This is a genomic window from Vibrio sp. Y58_MX_L22, from assembly GCF_024181865.1.
GTDB lineage: Bacteria > Pseudomonadota > Gammaproteobacteria > Enterobacterales > Vibrionaceae > Vibrio > Vibrio alginolyticus.
The window spans coordinates 776,917-796,049 of record NZ_JAMZAN010000001.1 but is presented as its reverse complement, the minus strand read 5'-3'; the positions used below and the strand labels follow the sequence as shown (position 1 = coordinate 796,049).

The window sequence follows — 19,133 nt, the reverse complement described above, 5'->3', positions numbered from 1 at the left end:
ATACAAGGGCTCTTCGGAGCCCTTTGTTTTTTCTATAACCAAATCGAGGTAAAGCGTGTTATCTGAACGTGCCGCACAAATGGTGATTTTCTCCGCTCTTCTTAAACACAAAAGCTTCACAGCTGCTGCAAAGAGCTTAGGCGTGTCGGTGTCTCATGTGAGTAAACAGTTAAGTCAGTTAGAAGCGTCTCTTGGTATCAAGCTTGTTCAACGCACTACGCGAAGCTTTACGCCGACTGAGGCAGGGAAAACCTTTTTTCATCACTGTGAGCAAGTGGTACAAGCGGTGAGCAGCGCCACATTAGAGATGGAAACCCAGCGGGATGAAGTAGCAGGTTTGGTACGTCTTGGGTTGTCGCAATCATTTGGTACCTTACACATTATTCCAGCGATTCAAGAGTTACGCGAACTGTATCCTCAACTTCAAGTGGAAGTACATCTGTTTGACTATAAGGTCGATATGTTAGCCGAAGGGCTCGATTTATGGGTAACCAACAACGAGCATTTGCCTGAAGGTTACATTGCGCAGCGTTTGACGGATTGCCAGTTTGTTGTTGCGGCATCGCCAGATTACTTATTGAAACATGACACGCCAGCAGAACCGGATGACCTATCTGCTCACAACTGCCTCATATACAGAAGCTGGGAGCGTGACTATACGGGGTGGGCGTTTACCAAAGATCAGCAAGAATTGAACGTAAAAGTCTCGGGTAACTATTCAGTGGATCTGGCAGAAGCCGTTCGGGATGCGGCTATTGCAGGTTGGGGTATTGCCTACCTTGCCACTTACTTGCTGGGGGATGAGTTTAGAACGGGTAAGTTAATACAGCTGTTACCTGACTGGAAAGCCAGCCAGTCGATGCCGTTTTATGCGGTATACCCAAGCCGCCAGCATATGCCAAAAAAAATATCCGCAGTGATTAACTTTATCAAACAGAAGATCGGCAACCCTTGTCATTGGGACCAACGTTTGGCGCCTTACATCTCTATTCCTGAATAACAGGATCAATGACGTTGTAGAACGACACATAAGGTGATTCACTTCACAAAATTTTTTCCCGAACCAGAAACATATTTTCCATATGGAAATAATTAAAATAAGCAAACGTTTATCTTCAATAAATTCAATTGGTTATTTTGTTGGTCAGTTATTGGTCGCTTAAACTTTTCACATTGTTAACATCCTCAACTTGCAGCATTTTGAGTCCACTATACAATCCGGTGCCTTCCATATCCCCCTTCTGTCGGATTCATTTTATGAACTCAATTATTGGTATCGTAGCCATACTATTCCTAGCATGGCTACTTTCTACAAATAGAAAAAATATAAAGCTGAGAACGGTGTCGTTTGCGTTTGCTTTGCAGGTACTGTTTGCGTTGTTGGTTTTATATGTGCCAGCAGGACGAGATGCGCTGAATTCAGTGAGCAGCGTTGTGTCGAATTTGATCAACTATGGTCAAGAGGGCATTGCGTTTTTATTCGGTAATTTGGCGACAGGGGGCTTCACCTTTGCGATCAATGTTCTGGGTATCATCGTTTTCTTCTCCTCTCTTATCTCAGGTCTTTATCACATTGGTGTGATGCCAAAAATCATTAACTTTATCGGTGGTGGTATTCAAAAGCTGCTGGGTATCGGTCGTGCTGAGTCTTTGTCTGCTACGGCGAATATCTTTGTTGGCACCATTGAAGCACCATTAATGGTAAAGCCTTACCTAAAACACATGACTGACTCGCAGTTCTTTGCAGTTATGACAGGTGGTTTAGCGTCAGTTGCTGGCGGAACGTTGGTTGGTTACGCATCACTGGGTGTCGACCTCAACTATCTTATTGCTGCTGCATTTATGTCAGCACCTGCCGGCTTGTTGATGGCAAAAATTTTAATGCCAGAAGATACGGATAAAGCAGCAGATATCGACATTAGCCAAGTTGAAATTCCACGTGCAACCAACGTAGTAGAAGCATTAGCCGATGGTGCCATGGCGGGTGTACGCATTGCTGTATCGGTCGGTGGTACGTTACTGGCGTTTATTAGTGTCATTGCAATGCTAAACGGCATGTTAGGCTGGATAGGTGATCTTATTGGGACACCATTAAGTTTTGAGCTCATCCTAGGTTTTGTGTTTGCGCCAGTCGCTTGGTTGTTGGGTATACCATGGCAAGAAGCAACCACAGCAGGCTCGCTGATTGGTAACAAGATTGTGGTGAATGAGTTCGTCGCTTTCATCCAGCTTGCAGAAGTGAAGTCTCAACTTAGTGGACACTCACAAGCAATCGTGACGTTTGCTTTGTGTGGCTTTGCAAACATCTCAAGCATGGCGATGCTGATTGGTGGGTTGGGCTCATTGGTACCAGAAAAGCGTGCATTTGTTTCTAAGCATGGTTTCCGTGCGATTATCGCTGGTGTCATGGCGAACTTAATGAGCGCTTCGATTGCGGGCGTGATTTTAAGTCTGTAATTGAAATAGATATCAACAATTAGCAAAAAGGCTCCTTGCGGAGCCTTTTTCGTATCTGAAGTTTTACGTTATTTGTCTGTGTGGAACTGTTCGCAAGCGAGCATCGTGTTCTCAATTAAACTTGCGACGGTCATTGGGCCAACGCCACCAGGAACAGGAGTAATAAAGCTCGCACTTTCACGTGCTTTGTCGTATTCCACGTCGCCAACTAGTTTGCCTGAATCAAGACGGTTAATACCGACATCGACCACCACTGCGCCTTTTTTAATCCACTCACCAGGGATGAAGTTAGGCTTACCAACCGCAACCACGACAACGTCAGCTTGACGCACATGACTCTCTAGGTCTTTGGTAAAACGGTGACATGTTGTTGTTGTGCAGCCCGCAAGCAGCAGCTCAAGTGTCATTGGACGACCAACAATGTTTGACGCGCCAACCACAACCGCATGTTTACCACGTAGCTCAATGTTGTAACGGTCGAGTAGGGTAATGATGCCCTTTGGCGTGCAAGAGCGAAGCTTTGGAATACGTTGCGCAAGACGACCAACGTTGTAAGGGTGGAAGCCATCCACGTCCTTCTCTGGGTGAATGCGCTCTAAAACATGTGTTGTGTCTATGCCTGCAGGAAGGGGTAATTGCACTAGAATGCCGTCAATTTCATCATCGTTGTTTAATTCATCAATCAGCGCTAGTAACTCTTCTTCTGAGCTAGACGCAGGAAGGTCAAAAGACTTAGAAACAAACCCAACTTCTTCACATGCGCGGCGTTTGCTACCGACATAAACCTGAGAAGCAGGATCTTCACCAACTAGAACCACTGCTAAACCAGGAGCACGTAGCCCAGCTTCAACACGTGCTTTAACACGTGCAGCCACTTCAGATCGAACAGTTTGGGAAATGAGAGTTCCGTCTATATTTTGAGCAGTCATGACTTTCCTTATAAATTAAGAAGGCAGATTATCTGCGGCGCATTGTCGCAGAATTTCTTATCAACATCCATACGCAAACGTTTGCTTTGTGGTGTTTTTGAACATTAAGCGTTTTAATGGACTTTTTTTAGGCATTCAGATCAGAATGTTATGAAAACCCGTTGATTTACCCGTTTGAACTCGTATAATCCTGTCCCTGTAGCGCGCCCTTAGCTCAGCTGGATAGAGCACGTCCCTTCTAAGGATGTGGTCATTGGTTCGAATCCAATAGGGCGTGCCATTTATTCAAAAGCCTCGATAACTCTTTGAGTTGTCGGGGCTTTGTCGTTTTTAGGTTTTTGGCTGTAATTGCCACTCTATCTACAACTTTTGAATGGCATTCTAGCCATTGCAATTTCTAGCAATCTGGATAGCAACCAATAAAAAAGCGCTGGTTAACCAGCGCTTTTGCATTTATTAAGGGCATTACATCTTTTTAAAGATGATGGAGGTGTTGATGCCGCCAAAGGCGAAGTTGTTACTCATCAAATATTTCACGTCCAGCTCTCGGCCTTGTCCGGCAATGTAGTCTAAATCGCCACATTGCTCGTCGAGGTTTTCTAGGTTGAGCGTTGGGTTAAACCAACCTGTGTGCATCATTTCTAAACCTAGCCACGCTTCAATCGCGCCACAGGCGCCTAGTGTGTGGCCAAAGTAGCTCTTGAGTGAACTGATTGGCACTTTGCCCAGAGCATTCGCTGTTGCGTTGCTTTCCGCAATATCGCCGCGGTCGGTGGCAGTGCCGTGAGCAGATACATAGTCGATCTTCTCAGCAGGAATGCCCGCGTTTTGCAAAGCCATTTCCATACAGATTTGCATGGTTTCCATCTGTGGTTGAGTGACGTGTGCGGCATCACAGTTGCTGGCAAAACCGATGATTTCTGCATAGATTTTCGCGCCACGAGCGACGGCGTGTTCGTACTCTTCCAGAACTAGCGTTCCCGCACCTTCACCAATCACCAAACCATCGCGATCGGAGTCATAAGGTCTTGGTGTGCTTTTCGGGTCTTCATTCTTTAGACTGGTGGCAAAAAGGGTATCGAAGACAGCGGATTCCGTTGGGCACAATTCTTCAGCGCCACCAGCAACCATTACCGTTTGGTAGCCATGTTTGATCGCTTCGTAGGCGTAGCCGATTGCTTGGCTGCCAGAGGTACATGCACTGCTGGTTGGGATCACTCGGCCTTTCAAACCGAAAAATAGACCAACGTTCACTGCCGTAGTATGCGGCATCATCTGCACGTAAGTCGTTGCGGTGATCGCTTTAGTGGTTTTCTCATTCAGCATGACACCAAATGCGCCGATTGCGTCAGTACTGCCTGTTGATGAGCCGTATGCGATACCCGTTTGACCATTGGTGAGTACGCCGTTACCAATCAAACCTGCTTGGCTCAGTGCGTTTTCTGTTGCGACGGTCGCTAATTTGGAAACACGGCCCATGCCGCGTACTTGCTTACGCTTGTAGTGCTTTGGCAGTTCAAAATCTAAAATGGGTGCCGCGAGCTTGGTGTTCAAACCTTCATACTGTTCGTAAGAAGGCATGTATTGCGTCGCGTTCTGGCAGTCACGCAGTTTTGGTTCGACAGATTGCCAATCGTTACCAAACGCAGTCACGCCTGACATTCCGGTTACAACAACTCGACGGCTCATACTAGGCCTCCGTTTACCGAAATGACTTGGCGAGTTACATAGCCTGCGATGTCAGACATAAGGTAACTGACTAAACCAGCAACTTCTTCTGGCTCTCCCATGCGGCGCAAAGGAATTTGCGGCATCGCATGTTCTTTCACGTGTTCGTCTACCATGCCTGTGTCGATAAGCCCTGGAGCAACGCAGTTGACGGTGATTTTGCGTTTTGCCAGTTCAAGCGCGAGTGATTTTGTTGCACCAATTACGCCCGCTTTCGCTGCGCTGTAGTTAGTTTGACCACGATTCCCCATTAGGCCCGAGACTGATGCAAGGGTAACAATTCGGCCGCCTTTGCGCTTTTGCACCATTGGCATAACACAAGGGTGAAGAACGTTGTAGAAGCTATCTAAGTTGGTATGAATCACTCCATCCCATTCTTCTTCGGTCATCGCAGGGAAAGCGGTATCTTTTGTGATGCCAGCGTTGTTTACGACGCCATAGTAAGCGCCGTGTTCGGCGATATCGGCTTCTAGCTTCTCACGACAATCTGCACGGTCACTGATGTCGAATTGGATAAGACGACCGCTACCACCATGCTGTTCGATGGTGTTTAGGGTGTCTTGCGCGCCTTGTTGATCGCCCATGTAATGGACAATGACTTGGAAACCATCTTTGGCTAATTGAACGGCAATGGCTTTACCGATGCCTTTGCTGGCACCTGTAACGAGGACTTGTCGGGTCATTGTTGACTCCTGATTTTCATTTCTTGTAATTTTTCTTCTGATGGAACGTAAACGTTCAATTGGCAAGTCGCTACAACAGTTCCTTGTAGCTCAATACGGGCTGAAAAAACCGCCATACCGTTATCTTCCATAACTTTTTCAGCATACACATCGAGCACCTGTCCGCGAGAAAACGTATCGCATTCAGACGTGTATCGACGGCTACCAAGCAAAAAGCCAATCGGTGGCGCTTGTTCCTTCATTAATGCGTGGTAACCAGACCACGCCGCGACAGATTGCGCCATAAACTCAATGCCAACGTAAGCTGGCACGGTTTGAGAGGTCGAGTCGAAGAACGGGTTGTGTTCTGCGATATCAACCTGGCAGTGAATCGTATCTTGTTGAACATCCAAAGCACGATCAACCAAGATCATTGGTTTGTCGTGTGGCAAAAGTTGTTCGATGGGAGGAAGTTTAGTCATGAGCGTAACCAAAAATAAGACTAATATTATTGCCACCAAAAGCAAAAGAGTTGCTGAGAATCGCTTTGTTACCCAGTTTGGTTGGCGTCTCAACTAACGATATATGGATATCGTCTGCTTTGGTTTCGCAGTGTTGTATTGGCAAATCAAGGTTGTACTTGAGAATATGCCAAGCGATCGCGGCTTCCGTAGCACTTGCTGCGCCTAATGTGTGTCCGGTAAGTGGCTTTGTCGAGCTTACGGGAACGGAGTCTCCAAAGCAGCGATGAATGGCTTTGCTTTCCATCGCATCGTTTAACGGCGTTGCTGTGCCATGCGCGTTGATGTAACCAATGTCTTGCGCTGTAAGTCCTGCATTGGCCAACGCTTTTTTCATCGCTTCTTCTGCGCCTAACCCTTCTGGATGTGGTGCGGAAATATGGTGTGCGTCTGAGCTGTCGCCAGCTCCGAGAAGAGCAACGGGCGCAGGTGTTTTGCTTAGCAACATTAATGCTGCGGCTTCGCCGATATTGATGCCGTTACGATGTTGGTCAAACGGTTTGCAAAAAGTATCGGATAGAGCTTCTAAACCGTTAAAGCCGTTTAGTGTGAGGCGACAAATGCTATCCACACCACCCACAATGACCGCATCAACAATGCCAGAGCGAATCAGGCGTTGCGCGGTTAAAAAGACACGACCACTAGAAGAACAGGCGGTTGAAACTGAGTAATGTGGGCCGCTCAAATCAAAGTAGGCGGCAATAAAATCGCTGCAGTTTCCAAGCTCTTGTTTGGTGTAATGGTAGTCGACAGGAAAATTACCGTTTGCCAGCTTTTCACCAAATGCGATTTCGCCATCTGAAATGCCAGATGTGCTGGTGCCGATCACGACCGCGATACGGTCACGACCATATTTAGCAATGGCGTCACGCACGTCGCCTTCGATTTGCTGCAAAGCCGAAAGTGCGAGGCGGTTGTTTCTCGTATCAAACTGGCTGAGTGCGGGTGGTAATTGCGGTAACGTCTGTGCGATTCGACCGATTACTGTTTGGCGGCCTGAATTTAAAATATCTCGGTCAACCACCATGTTGGATGGCTTCGCTCCCGATAAACACTGGTGGATGAGCGCATCATCTTGTCCCATGGCAGAGTGAAAGCCACAGGCCTGAATATACAAAGGTTGAGAAGAGCGAATAGGCATATTGTTATTCTAAATTTTTCTTAATTAATCTGATGTTGCAGTGTTTGAATAGAAATTGAAAACTGATGTTTGAGGTGATGAAAATCAATCTTACCCTCTAACTTGTTAGAAGAGCTGTATTGAATCTCAATGATCTTTTCACCGTCGCTATCAAAGATGGCGCGAGAATTATTTTTATCAATAATTCGCCACCTTACCTCATTTAACGATCCTTCCCAAGCGGAACTCGGCCAGAGCGTGATCATCAGGTTAAATAATACCTGTTCTGGCTGCGGTAGCGAACCTTGTAAACCGTTGAGCACTTCGGTTTGAATTTGTTCTCCATCGTAAGACAGTGAGAGTACTCTTGTCCCCCAGGATGAGAAGCCTGCCAGCACCACTTCGTTGTTGGTCACTTGCAGTTGTACCGGAAGTTGCTCAGATGTGGTTTTACCATCTATTGCCCAAGAAGCCGTAATTAACTGACTGGCAGACAACTGATAGCCCAAGCTTGCGGGAGTGGGCAAGCTAACTTGGGTGTGCTCGGCAATGTCGACCTGAGGCGTCGATTGGTGAGGGACCAAGCTGCATGCACTTAAAAACAGGCTCAGTGCGAATAACGTCGCGCAGCGAAAGGCGCGATTGAAAATCATGACGTCGTTTCCTCTGTTTTAATTGCAATCGGAGAGAGCAGCCAAGCGACAAAAATACCACTTAACACCGTAATGCCAAAACTGTGAATCGCGTGAGTTTGGCTGAGTGACAGCAATCCAAATGACAACACAGTGGTCATTGCCGAAAGGGTGATCGCCAATAGTGTGCTCACACTGCGGGCTTTCTCGGCAAAGAACAGAGTGTAATCGATCCCTATACCAAGAATGAGCACCAAGCCAAGCAAGTTGAACAGGTTTAATGTTGTTCCCATCGCGACAGCAGTTGCCAGACCGCAGGCGCAAGCAATCAATGATGGCAGTAAAACTCGCCAACTGTGTTGCAGACCGTACCGCTTGATTAATACCAGAAAGATCACAGCACTGGCGGCTGCCAATAGCTCCATGATTTTGATTCGGTATCCACCAAATAGGGCGGATATTTCTTCAGCTTTGTTTAGGTAGACAACATCAGACTGTGATTTGGCAAATGCCTTAACAACAGCGGAGTCTTGCAATTGGTTTAACACCACTACCGTTGCCGATTTTCCTTTGATCTTACCCAAATGAAGAAAACGTACAGGCGCTGATACCGGGTTTTGCAAGTACTGTTCAACCGTAACAGGGATAAAGTCGGCGTCCATTTTGGGCTTTTTACTTAAGCCCAGCCCGGAAGTAAGTGGGCTGGATTGTGTCGCGTAAAGATCGCGAATCAATTGATAGTCTTGTTGCTGACGTTCCACTGAGCTCAAGTAGCGGCTCAGGCTCTGGTAGCTTTCGATGGTGCTGTCCGCTTTCCACGCTTCTAAAGTTGGTATCAAAGACTCCAGCTTTTTCATTAGGCTTTCGTCATCGTCGGCGGTAACGACCAACATTTGCTGCGAAGATTGCATGCCACTGAGCGTCGTAATCAAGGTTTCTTGCTGCTTGAGATCTTTCGGCATCGTTTGCAGCAGACGAATGTCGTCATCGTAGTTCAATTGCAGCAAGAAAAAACCACTCGCAACCACACATAACATCGGTAATCCGACTTTAATTCGAGGTTGATTCCAAAGTGTTAACCATTTCGCCAACAGTGATTGTCCCGGTAAATTCGAAATGGTGCGCGATGGGTTACGAGCCAGTATCGGATACCAAGCTACCACTGTGATGTAAGCGGCAATCAGACCAATGGATGAAAACAGCGCAAGCTGCTGCAAACCAGGAAACGGCGCCACTAACATGCCCAAATAGCCGATCAAACTGGTGATTAAGCCAAGTGTGATCGCTATGAAAATATGCTTTAACCCTTGCTCGCTATCCCATTCATTTCCCGCCGCAAGGCGTTCGGTTAGGTAGTGGAATGCGTAGTCGATAGACACGCCGATCAAACTTGCGCCAAACACTAAGCTGAACAGATGGACTTTTCCAAAAATCCACGTCGTAACGGACAACGCAACGAGCAAGCCAATGGTGATTGAAAGCAGTGCGAGAGACAGTGGCACCACACTACGAAAGACCAATACGAACAATGCAATGATACCGAGCAGAGAGAACACACCGATGGTACTGATCTCCGATTTTGCACTTTGCGTACCAAAGTCGGCGTAAAATAGAACGCCAGTATGTGCGACTTCAGCGCCATATTTCTGCGCGACGCTTTGCTCTAGCGCTTGAATGTCAGGGACGGCAAGCTGCCCAGTTAGGCTATAAGGCGAGTCTTTTAGCTCAGCAGTAATAAGCAAGTATTGAGCACCGTCTTTTTCGACGGACAGATAGCCGTTATCCAATCGGAAAGAGGACGATTGCTGGGTAACTTGGCTTAAATAATCACGAAATAGCAAGAAAGGATCATTTTGTAACTCTTGCCCAGTCACTCCAGAAAACGGGTTGTACAGAGACTGAATCACATGCTGCACTTGCTGTTCTGGATTTTTGCTTAAACGCTCTCGTTGTTCAGGCGTCAGCAATTGGAAACGGTGCTTAAAGTAGTAACTCGCCCAAGCTTGCTGCTCTTGAGGTGAGATTTTTCCCACCACATCGCGAAAATGATTACTTTGTCGTAACCCCTTATCAAATTCAGTGGCCGCTGCAAAAAGGGCATTTTTGTCCGGCGCTGTGATCACGAAAATGACTTTGTCGCTCATACTTGCCGAGACCGACTCAAAGGCTTGCTCAGCCACCGGGTTTTGTTGGATCTTCGGCAGCAGTTTTAAAATGTTGGTCTCAATCGGAGATTCTGCACTCCAAACCCATTGTTTGAGTAGCAACGCGCCCGCTAAAACAACGAGATTGAGCCAAACCAGAGCAAAGGTGTGAGTGCCAAGACTGAGTTTAGAAACGGAATTGAGCGTCTTCGGCATCCGTGAGTTCCTGAGGTAGAGAGGTCTGGTTCGTATACGTGATTTCGGTCTTATCGCCACGCAGCTCTTGTAGGGTTAGGCGATCAATGTGCGTTTTACCGGAAAGAGTGATGGATTGAAACACCGCATTTAATGGCGACTGTTTTGGCACTAAAACGAGCTGCCATTGATTGTTCTCAACTGAAAAATCGAGTGTGAATTGTTCTTGCAGTGCAGAAGTATCCCCGTGGAACACGGATAAAAACACATGGCTAAAGTAGAACGCCATTGGGTTTTCTTCAGCAGAAATCGTTTTCGGAGCTTGGTCGGCAAAAGTCTGACGAAGTTTGTTTTCCGTCAATACCAAATTGACTGCGAAAGGTTCAGTTTGTTGCCACAACAAGCCATGTGTTTTGCTCAGTGTGAACTGACCTTTAGAGGTTAAAGGTTGACTAAACATTTCCAGATGACGCTGCTGCGTAAAATCTCCGCGTACGATTTCATGCTGAGACAACTGCTGTTGAAGCGATGCCAAATCCGTTACGTTTGCTGTCGGTGTGGCCAGTGCTGGAACAGAAAATATCAACAAAAAAGAGAGTAACCACTTTTGCATTAGTTCAGGCTCCCATGGTTGTGCCATTGCTCTACTTTATCTAAAAAGACTGCTGGAGAAACAAAGCACATCTCTTGCTTTTCAATGGATACGGCGACTTGCGTTGTATGCGCTTTGCACATACGTTGATTCGTTTCGGCGTCGTAAATCACGTAATCCACACGCAAGCGGTTTTCCCACTCCGTGAGTTGCGCGGTAATGCGAATGGTGTGATTAAACGGAATCGCCTTGACGTATTTAACGCGCGTGTCGATGATCGGCCACATATACCCAGAGTCTTGCATATCGCGATAGCTGTATTGGATCTTCTCCATCAGCACACGACGCGCTTCTTCAAAATACCGAAAGAAGTTGCCGTGATATATCACGCCCATCGGGTCAGCATCTTGGAATGAGGTGACCATAGTCACCTCCGCTTCTAATGGGTAGAGAACCTGCTCTTGCATTATACCTCCGCGTAGAGTGGCCAATGACGTTGCTGAATGCGTTCAATGAAATGACGCAAATCTTGTTCCAATGGGCGATCTTCAATCACAAACTCAAACTCGCTCAGCACGGCGTCACGAATTACTCGCAAACTCTGACTCATGTGGTGTTCGTCCAATTCGTTATGACGACGACGAATCTCAACCGCTTGAACGCTTGCTAGGAGTGAAGCCGCAGCAACTTGCTCTGTTAACTCAAGTACGCGTAGGCAGTCACGAGCCGCAATGGTGCCCATGCTCACTTTGTCTTGGTTGTGACATTCGGTTGAGCGAGAAAAAACGCTTGCTGGCATGGTGTTTTTCAACGCTTCTGCCGTCCAAGCTGAGATACCAATCTGAACCGCTTTAAAGCCGTGGTTGATCGGTTTACGCTCGCCTTCTGCACCGGTTAAGTTAAACGGCAGGCCGTTATTGAACTTGTAATCCATCAGTTGCGCCATCTGACGGTCCAGCAAATCAGCTAAGTTGGCAATGTTCACTTTCAACGTATCCATCGCCATTGCGATATGACCACCGTAGAAGTGACCGCCGTGCAGAACGCGCTCGTTGTCGCCATCGATGATTGGATTGTCGTTGGCACTATTTAGTTCATTCTCAATCAATTGACGTAGCCAAGGCAGTGAGTCTTGCACCATGCCAATCACGTGTGGCGCACAACGCAGCGAGTAACGATCTTGCAGTCGGTCGCTATTGCGTGGCGGACGTTCAGCATTAAGATCATCACGCAGCCAAGCCGCAACTTGCTGTTGACCAGGGTGAGGTTTTACCGCAAACAGCGCTTCATCAAAGTGGAAGTCATTACCTTGCATACCCACAGAGACCATCGCGGTAATCTTGGTGCATAGCTGAGCTAGGTATTCTGCGCGTTTGTAGGCAAGACAGGCGAGGGCAGTCATCACGGATGTACCGTTCATTAACGCCAAACCTTCTTTTGGTTTTAGGCGAATTGGCTCAATGTCCAGCTCTGCAAATACTTCTTGTGTTGGTCGCACATCGCCTTTGTAAAGCACTTCACGCTCGCCAATTAAGGTCGCCGCTAGGTAAGACAGAGGCGTTAAATCGCCACTTGCGCCCACCGAGCCCTCTTGTGGAATACGCGGCGCAATGTCGTGGTTGATAAGCGTAACGATTTGGTTCAACAGATCGTGAGACACGCCAGATACGCCTTGCGACAATGAACATAAACGTGTTGCCAGCACCGCACGAGCTTGCTCATGAGAAAGGATTTGACCTAAGCCACAACCATGGAAGCGTGTAAGGTGCAACGGAAGTTCATCCACAAGAGCGGGTGGAATCGCCACAGTACATGAATCGCCGTAACCCGTAGTCACGCCGTAAATAACGCCTTCTTCTTTCAGTAATCGTTCCAGAAACGCCACGCCACGATCAATTTTCGCGGTAAATTCTGGCGAGGTGTTCATGTTTGCCTTTGCACCTTGAGCAATGGCAACGACATCTTCGATGGTTAAAGATTGGGCACCAAAAGTGATGTTGTGATTATTGTTGTTTGTCATGTGGCTGATTACTTAAAGTCCAGAAGTTAAAAAAGTTGTACCACTGTAACGGCGCTTGCAGTGTGTGGTGTTCTAATCTGTGTGCGTACTGTTGAACAACGTGTTCTAGTGCCTGCTGACGTTCCTTGCGCGGTAGCGTGATTTGGTCACTAAAGTGTTCAAAGTACACATTAAAATGCGGAGTGTTCGCTTCATCGTCGCGTAGGCCGAAGAGTAGGTAAACCGGCGCTTTTAATACCGAGGCTAGCATGAATGGGCCTTGCGGGAATGGTGCACGTTTACCAAGAAAATCTGCCCAAACGACACGATTTTCTTTGCTGGTGGAAGTGCGATCGCCAACGATCACCACCCATTCGCCTTGCTCGATTTTTTGTTGAAGCAGAATCGCGGTGTCTGGTCCCATTGAGCTGACTTGAATTAGATTCAGTTCCGAATTTGGGTTTACCGCCTTCATTACCGCATTAAATTGTTCAGCGTGTTGGGTAAATACCAAGGCATTGATTTTGACATGAGAGTGTCGACGACCAAGCGCGCGGCAGAGTTCGATATTGCCAAGGTGCGAGCCTAATATGAGCACGCCTTGTTTTTTCTGCGCCATCTCTTCGAAATGATGTTGGCCGTGAATGGTTAGGTTGTCGACATTAAAGTCACCTTGCCATGCTGCCAGTTTGTCGAGCATGGTACGCCCAAAAGAAAGCAGATGATGATAGCTGTCCAACTGTTTTGGCAGTGCGATGTTCTGCTGCGCTGCGTAGCGCTGCAAGTTTTGCAGGTAAATCTCAGACGCTTCACGGGCAGATTTACCCGTGAAGTGGTAGTAGCGCATGACTAATTTTAAAATCAGGTCAAACGCTTTTCTGCCGAACAAGCGGTAAACCGCGAGCAAGGTTTTGATGCCTAAAATCGTGCCTTGTTCTTTTCGTTTCGACCAGTGGGCATTGCTGTCGTCTGTGTGACTGCGCTTTCTGGCGAGTAGCGAAGGAATGCGCGGCAACATGCCAAAAAATAGGCGAGTGTGCATCCAGCTTATCTTGATGTTGTCCCACAATGCGTCGAAGTGGGAAATGCCACCTTCAGGGTAGATCACGCGCGTTGGAACAAAATCAATGTCGACGCCTTCCCAATACATTCGCACTAGAATTTCGATATCAAAATCCATGCGTTTGCCGATGCTGTACTTGTTCAACACGGCGACCGTTTTCGCCACTGGGTAGGCGCGAAAACCGCACATGCTGTCTTTGATAGACAGTGACAAGGTTTCTATCCACACCCAAACGTGTGTAGCGTAGCGACCATACAAACGGGATTTGGGTACGCTCTCGTCGTATATCGGTTGGCCCGAAATCAGGTTATCTGGTTTTGTTTCGCTGGCGCTGAGCAATTTCGGCAATGCTTCTAGGTCGTGCTGACCATCTGCGTCGATTTGAATGGTGTGCGTAAAACCAAGTTGGTGAGCTTGATGTAGGCCTGCCATCACCGCGCCACCTTTGCCTTGGTTTTCACTCAAACTAATCAGTTTTATCAGCCCTTGCTCACTCAACGCTGAAAGTGCTTGTTTGGTGTCTTCATTGCTGCCGTCGTCCACGACAAGCACTGGCAAATCGAAAGAGAATAACGACGCAACCACGTCTGCAATTGTGCTGCCGTGGTTGTAGCAAGGAATTAAAAAGCAGGGACGGTAATCACTCACGTGACTCACCCAGTTTCATTTTGCCTGAAGAGTGAGTCACCAAGGTTTCACCGTTTTTCGATGTGTACTTAAAGGCCAATTTCTCGCGCTCATTGTCCCAAGAGAGTGAGAGACAAACGTCGGCGTTTGGCAGAATCGGCTCTTGAAACTTGATGACTTCCATTCCTTTAAATACCTTGGGAGTGTTCAAATATTGAACGGCGTAGAACAACGCCCAGTCAATTTGAGTGACGCCGGGTAAAAGAGGAAAGTCACTGAAATGACCTTGGAAATCTAAGATGTCAGCATCCACACGCAGCGAAAGCTCTGCGGTGTGGTCACTCACTTCAATATTCTGAATGGTTGGTTTTCTTTTATCCATGTTACTAGCTTTATTGGAATAGTTTTTCAATTTCAGCAACTTGGCGTTTGCCTTGGCTGTTCAATGGAATTTCGGCGACCACTCGGAATTTTCTCGGGATAGCGATCGGTTCTAGCCAATTGCGCAGTGCCTTGCGAAGCTCAAGCCAAAATTTGCCTTTACCAAGTTCATTAAGCACATCGCTGCCTTTATCGTTAAGTACGATGATCGAGACTAACGTGAGGCGACCAGATTCTTCCATTGGGATCACCACGCTTTCTTGAACCCACGGCAATTGCTCTAAACGTTTTTCCACTTCGACAAGGGAAATACGCTTTTCTTCGACTTTGACGATTCGGTCAGTGCGTCCACGCAATTCAAAAGAAATACTATCATGGAAATAGCATTCATCCGCAGTTTGGTACCAAGTGTTTTCATCAATGTGTGGCGAGCGGAGCTTTAAACAATTCTCATGGTTAAGCTCGGCTTCAACACCAGGGAATAACGTCCAGGGAGTGCTGGCTACGTGCTGCTGACGGTAAGCGATGCCGCCGGTTTCTGTGCTGCCAAAAACTTCAATAGGAAGTGACCCAAACAACAGCTGGCTGTGTTGCGCGGCTTGGTTTGGCAGGGGGCCACCAGAAGAAAATACGCACCGAATCGCAACCGGATTATGCTCTTCACCGAGTCGTTTTAGTAACGCAGGGCTGCTTACTAGCGTGGTGTCAACATCGGCGTGATGGACAATTTGCTCTGGGAACTCAAGGTTGGGTGCTGAAAATGGACGTGCAGAACACAAAGGCCACAATACACGAAACAGCAAGCCGTAAATGTGCTGATGAGAGACGGTGCTTTCAACGCGTGTGCTGGCAACCGTGTCGCCCCACAGGTTATCTAGAATAGCAACTTCGATATCGAGCTGTTTCAGCGTTTTTGCAATGGCTTTTGGTGTGCCGCTTGAACCCGAAGTAAATAGCGTTACTGGTATTTCTGCCAGGTTTAATTCACGCCAAAAATAAGGTTGTTTGGCCTCTGGCTCGCTAATCACGGTGGTTTCTAGCAATGATTGAGCTTCGATCAAAAGCGAGCTCACGAGTTTTGGAGCCGAGACATCGGCATCATGCAGCAACAAATCGTAGTGCTCACTGAGCTCTTTGAGTGCTTCTGGTTGGTAATTACCAGGTAATACAATGGATTTTCCTGCATAACAACAAGCAAAAAAGCCAACGGCAAACAGGTAGCTGTTGCCAAAACACAACGCAATGTTTTGCGTTGGTTGGGTTTCTAGCTGTTGAGTAAGTGTTGCGACGTGCTGTTGGAAATCACCCCACGTGATAACCGTATCGCGATCGTAAGAGACTGGGGATTGCTCAGACCTCTCCGCGATGAACAAGGTCGCTAGGGAGGTAAAGCTCGAATACGTTGTATTCATACGATTAGTGTTCCTTTCGAACAAATTGACGCACGATCCATTCTCCAGCGAACAAGCCACCAGCAAGTAAGTAGCTGATGAGGCCGTTATAAAGCGTCCATATTTTTACTGGTAGGAAACAGGTATAGAGTGCAACGGCAGCGTTGAGCGTAAAAAAGGCGCACCAAACCATCGTCACTTTGCGAGTGTAAGCCACGCCACTAGCCGGAAGGTCGGGTTCTTGCAAGCGAGCAAGCCTCTCTATGATCGATTGCGGCTGTTTTAAGCTCAGTCCAAATACACACAGCATACATAAATTGACAACGACAGGGTAAAACTGAAGCCACCCGTGTTGTTTAAACACCATGCCAAGTGTAATTAGAACAATGCCAACAGCGCCCGTAGCGAGCGCCAAGAATTTAAACTCTTTTAGTGGGGTCTTATTTACGACGAAAACACGCAAAAGTAACGCAGCAATTAACAAGCCCCCAACTAAGTTCAAGCCATATTTATCTATACCGAAATAGACGGCGAAGGGGTAGGCAAGCAGTACAATTGCAGACAGACCAGTCAGCAATTGGCGCATTAACTTTCCTTCAATAACTCAGTAACAGCGTTAACCACATCGTCAACGGTTCTTACTGCACTAAACTCTGCTGGCTTGATTTTTTTGCCAGTGACATTCTGTAGGTGTACGACCAAATCAACGGCGTCAATGCTATCAAGATCGAGATCTTGGTATAAGTGCGCATCTGATTGAATTTCGGCTGCGTCAATTTCGAACAGCTCAACAAGCGCATCTTTAACTTGTTCAAATACTTGATCTTTATTTACATCAGTCATGAATATACCTACAACTTATTCATTAGTTTGAGAAGAAACGTATTTCGCTAGATTTGCTACAGACGCAAAGTGTTCGCGCGTATTTGAGTCGTCGGCATCAATAACGATGTTGTATTGTTTTTTTATTGCGAGTCCAAGCTCAAGCGCGTCGATAGAATCTAAGCCAAGTCCATCACCAAAAAGTGGTGCATCCGTTTCAATATCATCTACGGTTAAATCTTCAAGGTTTAAAGCATCAATAATAAGTTGCTTAATGTCGTTGTGTAACTGTTCCACTGGGACCTGCTTATTAATAAAAGTTTTCTGGAAAAATGTTTTCAGCTAGGTGCTGTTGTAAGCGTCGCGCCGCTATTGTCGGCGACGTAGTTTGCTTTATAAAGGGGGTAATCTCAACTTTATCCTTAACTTCAACCCTGAAAAAGGGCTTTGTTGCCGGTACTTGATACCATTTTTTCTCTTTTGTGAGGAAACTTGGCGTTACCGTAATATGGACAACTCTTAAATCTCGTTCTGTTCTTACCGCAATTTGTGCTGCACCGCGTTGTAATTTCGGCTCTACACCTGGTGTTGTTCTTGTTCCTTCAGGAAATATAAGCAACACGTTGCCTTTGTTAAATCGTTCATCACAAAGTGCTAATAAATCATCCGGTGCTTCATTGGGAATATATCCGGCTGCTTTTACGATGTGCTTCATAAAAGGATTCGACCATATTGCCGATTTTACTAAACAGTCGCAGCGATTTAATTGTGAAGCAATGAGAACGTAATCGATTAAACTAGGGTGGTTGGCAACAATTAAACAATTACGATCTTGTTGAAGAATATCGGCACCAATAATTTGATAATCGATTGCGCCACTTAGCTTCATCAATTTACAAAATGTGTTGAATGAATATCGAATCGCACCCTGAACTTTATATTCGCGTTCCGTTTGGTCTGAAACAAAAATACGAATGGTCGGAATAACAATGAAACTCAGTACTAAACCACCTAACCCAAATACTGAAAAACAAAAGCCTGTTGCTAGCACACGCCAATACTGATTTAAGCGAGTCATTTTTTGTGCCATTCCCAAGCTTGTTGCGGAGCGAAAATAGTCCACTGGCTTTTATCTAACAAGTATTGTTGCAAAAATACTAAACCTTGAGGAAGAGGATGACCGGAACGTTCTGCGTTTATGGAGCTTTGTATCGCGAACTTGTCTCCATGAGAAAGTATCAAGCCAAGTCCAAACCCTTTGTATTGTTGGTTTTCATATTCTAAGTAAGAGTCAGGCATAGGCTCATCAAAATCAATAAGCAGTACTTTTTTGTCAGGATTGTCGGACAAAAACAGCCATGCTTCTAATATTGCGCTTTGGAATGTGTTTTCTGCCGCAGCGATAGAAGTTAGGGGAATGGGTTGTTTAGTTGCGATAGTGGCAAGCCCTGCGGCGGTATTGTGCACCGATTGAGAAAAAGCCATCGGAGACGCCTCTTCTCCATTAATTATATCTTCAACTAGTGCGACGCTGCGATGCAGTTCACCATGACGGCTTGAAAATACAAGGTAATCAACTTGATGTTGATTAAGCATTTCGATTGCAGTTTGTACCGCCAGTTTACTGAGTGGGCTCATTCTTCTGCGCATCATCGCAGGAATATTTGCAACATTGATTTTGCCATCTTCTGGCCATTTTATCTCTGTTGCCCATTGTTTCCATTCATTGGATTCGGATAAACCGAATGAATTCGCTGTCCACGCATCAATATTGAACGAAATGTTGATCTTCGAGTTTGGCATATTGGGTTAAATTGTTTATTTTACAGCTCGATACAAATTGGGGTTGACCCAAATTCACAATAAAAAG

The 19,133-nt window shown here is 46.5% G+C and carries 20 protein-coding genes and 1 tRNA gene; 3 read left to right on the top strand and 18 right to left on the bottom strand.

What is annotated here, in order from left to right; translation table 11 throughout:
- Positions 1 to 55: 55 nt before the first annotated feature.
- Together NL626_RS03420 and NL626_RS03415 are read left to right on the top strand one after the other, a co-directional pair.
- On the top strand, positions 56 to 1,000 hold the full coding sequence (locus NL626_RS03420; protein ID WP_253656988.1) for a LysR family transcriptional regulator: 945 nt from the start codon (positions 56 to 58) through the stop codon (positions 998 to 1,000).
- Positions 1,001 to 1,257: 257 nt separating this feature from the next.
- Positions 1,258 to 2,457 (top strand): NupC/NupG family nucleoside CNT transporter, encoded by a 1,200-nt coding sequence (locus NL626_RS03415; RefSeq protein ID WP_253656987.1) that lies wholly within the window; start codon positions 1,258 to 1,260, stop codon positions 2,455 to 2,457.
- Positions 2,458 to 2,525: 68 nt separating this feature from the next.
- Here NL626_RS03415 and folD read toward each other — a convergent pair whose 3' ends face one another.
- Positions 2,526 to 3,386: a bifunctional methylenetetrahydrofolate dehydrogenase/methenyltetrahydrofolate cyclohydrolase FolD gene (folD, locus tag NL626_RS03410; RefSeq protein ID WP_005382297.1), complete on the bottom strand. Its 861-nt coding sequence runs from the start codon at positions 3,384 to 3,386 to the stop codon at positions 2,526 to 2,528.
- Positions 3,387 to 3,589: 203 nt separating this feature from the next.
- On the opposite strand from folD, the gene NL626_RS03405 reads away from it, so the two are divergent.
- Positions 3,590 to 3,666, top strand: a tRNA-Arg gene (locus NL626_RS03405).
- Positions 3,667 to 3,851: 185 nt separating this feature from the next.
- On the opposite strand, the gene NL626_RS03400 is transcribed toward NL626_RS03405, so the two are convergent.
- The 17 genes from NL626_RS03400 to NL626_RS03320 are packed head-to-tail and all read right to left on the bottom strand — an operon-like array spanning position 3,852 to position 19,066.
- Positions 3,852 to 5,075 (bottom strand): beta-ketoacyl-ACP synthase, encoded by a 1,224-nt coding sequence (locus tag NL626_RS03400; RefSeq protein WP_205460859.1) that lies wholly within the window; start codon positions 5,073 to 5,075, stop codon positions 3,852 to 3,854.
- Positions 5,072 to 5,797 (bottom strand): 3-oxoacyl-ACP reductase FabG, encoded by a 726-nt coding sequence (gene fabG / locus NL626_RS03395; protein ID WP_005388326.1) that lies wholly within the window; start codon positions 5,795 to 5,797, stop codon positions 5,072 to 5,074. Before fabG ends, NL626_RS03400 begins: the two co-directional genes overlap by 4 nt.
- Positions 5,794 to 6,258, bottom strand: a complete 465-nt coding sequence (locus NL626_RS03390; RefSeq protein WP_005388322.1) for a hotdog family protein — start codon at positions 6,256 to 6,258, stop codon at positions 5,794 to 5,796. The genes fabG and NL626_RS03390 overlap by 4 nt, the downstream gene beginning before the upstream one ends.
- Positions 6,251 to 7,438: a beta-ketoacyl-[acyl-carrier-protein] synthase family protein gene (locus NL626_RS03385; RefSeq protein WP_253656986.1), complete on the bottom strand. Its 1,188-nt coding sequence runs from the start codon at positions 7,436 to 7,438 to the stop codon at positions 6,251 to 6,253. Before NL626_RS03385 ends, NL626_RS03390 begins: the two co-directional genes overlap by 8 nt.
- A 20-nt stretch (positions 7,439 to 7,458) precedes the next feature.
- The gene (locus NL626_RS03380; RefSeq protein WP_005388318.1) at positions 7,459 to 8,070 is read right to left on the bottom strand and encodes a DUF3261 domain-containing protein; all 612 of its coding nucleotides are present in this window, start codon (positions 8,068 to 8,070) and stop codon (positions 7,459 to 7,461) included.
- Positions 8,067 to 10,409 carry an MMPL family transporter gene (locus tag NL626_RS03375; protein WP_253656985.1) on the bottom strand — a complete coding sequence of 781 codons (2,343 nt, stop codon included), beginning with the start codon at positions 10,407 to 10,409 and terminating at the stop codon, positions 8,067 to 8,069. The genes NL626_RS03380 and NL626_RS03375 overlap by 4 nt, the downstream gene beginning before the upstream one ends.
- On the bottom strand, positions 10,381 to 11,001 hold the full coding sequence (locus NL626_RS03370) for an outer membrane lipoprotein carrier protein LolA (RefSeq protein ID WP_025766971.1): 621 nt from the start codon (positions 10,999 to 11,001) through the stop codon (positions 10,381 to 10,383). Before NL626_RS03370 ends, NL626_RS03375 begins: the two co-directional genes overlap by 29 nt.
- On the bottom strand, positions 11,001 to 11,447 hold the full coding sequence (locus NL626_RS03365) for a thioesterase family protein (RefSeq protein ID WP_005388315.1): 447 nt from the start codon (positions 11,445 to 11,447) through the stop codon (positions 11,001 to 11,003). Before NL626_RS03365 ends, NL626_RS03370 begins: the two co-directional genes overlap by 1 nt.
- Entirely contained in the window at positions 11,447 to 13,000 is a 1,554-nt protein-coding gene (hutH, locus tag NL626_RS03360) for a histidine ammonia-lyase (RefSeq protein ID WP_005396014.1), read from the bottom strand. Before hutH ends, NL626_RS03365 begins: the two co-directional genes overlap by 1 nt.
- Positions 12,984 to 14,690, bottom strand: coding sequence for a glycosyltransferase family 2 protein (locus tag NL626_RS03355; RefSeq protein WP_253656984.1), 1,707 nt, complete (start codon positions 14,688 to 14,690; stop codon positions 12,984 to 12,986). Before NL626_RS03355 ends, hutH begins: the two co-directional genes overlap by 17 nt.
- A complete protein-coding gene (locus NL626_RS03350) occupies positions 14,683 to 15,051 on the bottom strand; it encodes a hypothetical protein (protein WP_005388312.1) in 369 nt (122 codons plus the stop codon). The genes NL626_RS03355 and NL626_RS03350 overlap by 8 nt, the downstream gene beginning before the upstream one ends.
- 10 nt (positions 15,052 to 15,061) lie before the next feature.
- Positions 15,062 to 16,462, bottom strand: coding sequence for an AMP-binding protein (locus tag NL626_RS03345; RefSeq protein WP_253656983.1), 1,401 nt, complete (start codon positions 16,460 to 16,462; stop codon positions 15,062 to 15,064).
- Positions 16,463 to 16,466: 4 nt separating this feature from the next.
- Positions 16,467 to 17,027 carry a hypothetical protein gene (locus NL626_RS03340; RefSeq protein ID WP_005388307.1) on the bottom strand — a complete coding sequence of 187 codons (561 nt, stop codon included), beginning with the start codon at positions 17,025 to 17,027 and terminating at the stop codon, positions 16,467 to 16,469.
- On the bottom strand, positions 17,027 to 17,284 hold the full coding sequence (locus NL626_RS03335; RefSeq protein ID WP_086046591.1) for an acyl carrier protein: 258 nt from the start codon (positions 17,282 to 17,284) through the stop codon (positions 17,027 to 17,029). The genes NL626_RS03340 and NL626_RS03335 overlap by 1 nt, the downstream gene beginning before the upstream one ends.
- Positions 17,285 to 17,299: 15 nt before the next feature.
- A complete protein-coding gene (locus NL626_RS03330) occupies positions 17,300 to 17,560 on the bottom strand; it encodes a phosphopantetheine-binding protein (RefSeq protein ID WP_005382278.1) in 261 nt (86 codons plus the stop codon).
- 13 nt (positions 17,561 to 17,573) lie between these two features.
- Complete coding sequence (locus tag NL626_RS03325; RefSeq protein WP_005388305.1) at positions 17,574 to 18,341, bottom strand: 1-acyl-sn-glycerol-3-phosphate acyltransferase; 768 nt, start codon at positions 18,339 to 18,341, stop codon at positions 17,574 to 17,576.
- Positions 18,338 to 19,066: a beta-ketoacyl synthase chain length factor gene (locus NL626_RS03320; protein WP_005388301.1), complete on the bottom strand. Its 729-nt coding sequence runs from the start codon at positions 19,064 to 19,066 to the stop codon at positions 18,338 to 18,340. The genes NL626_RS03325 and NL626_RS03320 overlap by 4 nt, the downstream gene beginning before the upstream one ends.
- Positions 19,067 to 19,133 lie beyond the last annotated feature (67 nt).

Excerpts from the sequence above, each read along its gene's own strand:
- NL626_RS03415 (WP_253656987.1), top strand. The coding sequence starts at position 1,258 with ATGAACTCAATTATTGGTATCGTAGCCATACTATTCCTAGCATGGCTA.
- NL626_RS03325 (WP_005388305.1), bottom strand. The coding sequence starts at position 18,341 with ATGACTCGCTTAAATCAGTATTGGCGTGTGCTAGCAACAGGCTTTTGT.
- NL626_RS03400 (WP_205460859.1), bottom strand. The coding sequence starts at position 5,075 with ATGAGCCGTCGAGTTGTTGTAACCGGAATGTCAGGCGTGACTGCGTTT.
- NL626_RS03340 (WP_005388307.1), bottom strand. The coding sequence starts at position 17,027 with ATGCGCCAATTGCTGACTGGTCTGTCTGCAATTGTACTGCTTGCCTAC.
- NL626_RS03370 (WP_025766971.1), bottom strand. The coding sequence starts at position 11,001 with ATGCAAAAGTGGTTACTCTCTTTTTTGTTGATATTTTCTGTTCCAGCA.
- hutH (WP_005396014.1), bottom strand. The coding sequence starts at position 13,000 with ATGACAAACAACAATAATCACAACATCACTTTTGGTGCCCAATCTTTA.
- NL626_RS03380 (WP_005388318.1), bottom strand. The coding sequence starts at position 8,070 with ATGATTTTCAATCGCGCCTTTCGCTGCGCGACGTTATTCGCACTGAGC.
- fabG (WP_005388326.1), bottom strand. The coding sequence starts at position 5,797 with ATGACCCGACAAGTCCTCGTTACAGGTGCCAGCAAAGGCATCGGTAAA.
- NL626_RS03375 (WP_253656985.1), bottom strand. The coding sequence starts at position 10,409 with ATGCCGAAGACGCTCAATTCCGTTTCTAAACTCAGTCTTGGCACTCAC.
- NL626_RS03345 (WP_253656983.1), bottom strand. The coding sequence starts at position 16,462 with ATGAATACAACGTATTCGAGCTTTACCTCCCTAGCGACCTTGTTCATC.
- folD (WP_005382297.1), bottom strand. The coding sequence starts at position 3,386 with ATGACTGCTCAAAATATAGACGGAACTCTCATTTCCCAAACTGTTCGA.
- NL626_RS03335 (WP_086046591.1), bottom strand. The coding sequence starts at position 17,284 with ATGACTGATGTAAATAAAGATCAAGTATTTGAACAAGTTAAAGATGCG.
- NL626_RS03390 (WP_005388322.1), bottom strand. The coding sequence starts at position 6,258 with ATGACTAAACTTCCTCCCATCGAACAACTTTTGCCACACGACAAACCA.
- NL626_RS03385 (WP_253656986.1), bottom strand. The coding sequence starts at position 7,438 with ATGCCTATTCGCTCTTCTCAACCTTTGTATATTCAGGCCTGTGGCTTT.
- NL626_RS03365 (WP_005388315.1), bottom strand. The coding sequence starts at position 11,447 with ATGCAAGAGCAGGTTCTCTACCCATTAGAAGCGGAGGTGACTATGGTC.
- NL626_RS03320 (WP_005388301.1), bottom strand. The coding sequence starts at position 19,066 with ATGCCAAACTCGAAGATCAACATTTCGTTCAATATTGATGCGTGGACA.
- NL626_RS03350 (WP_005388312.1), bottom strand. The coding sequence starts at position 15,051 with ATGGATAAAAGAAAACCAACCATTCAGAATATTGAAGTGAGTGACCAC.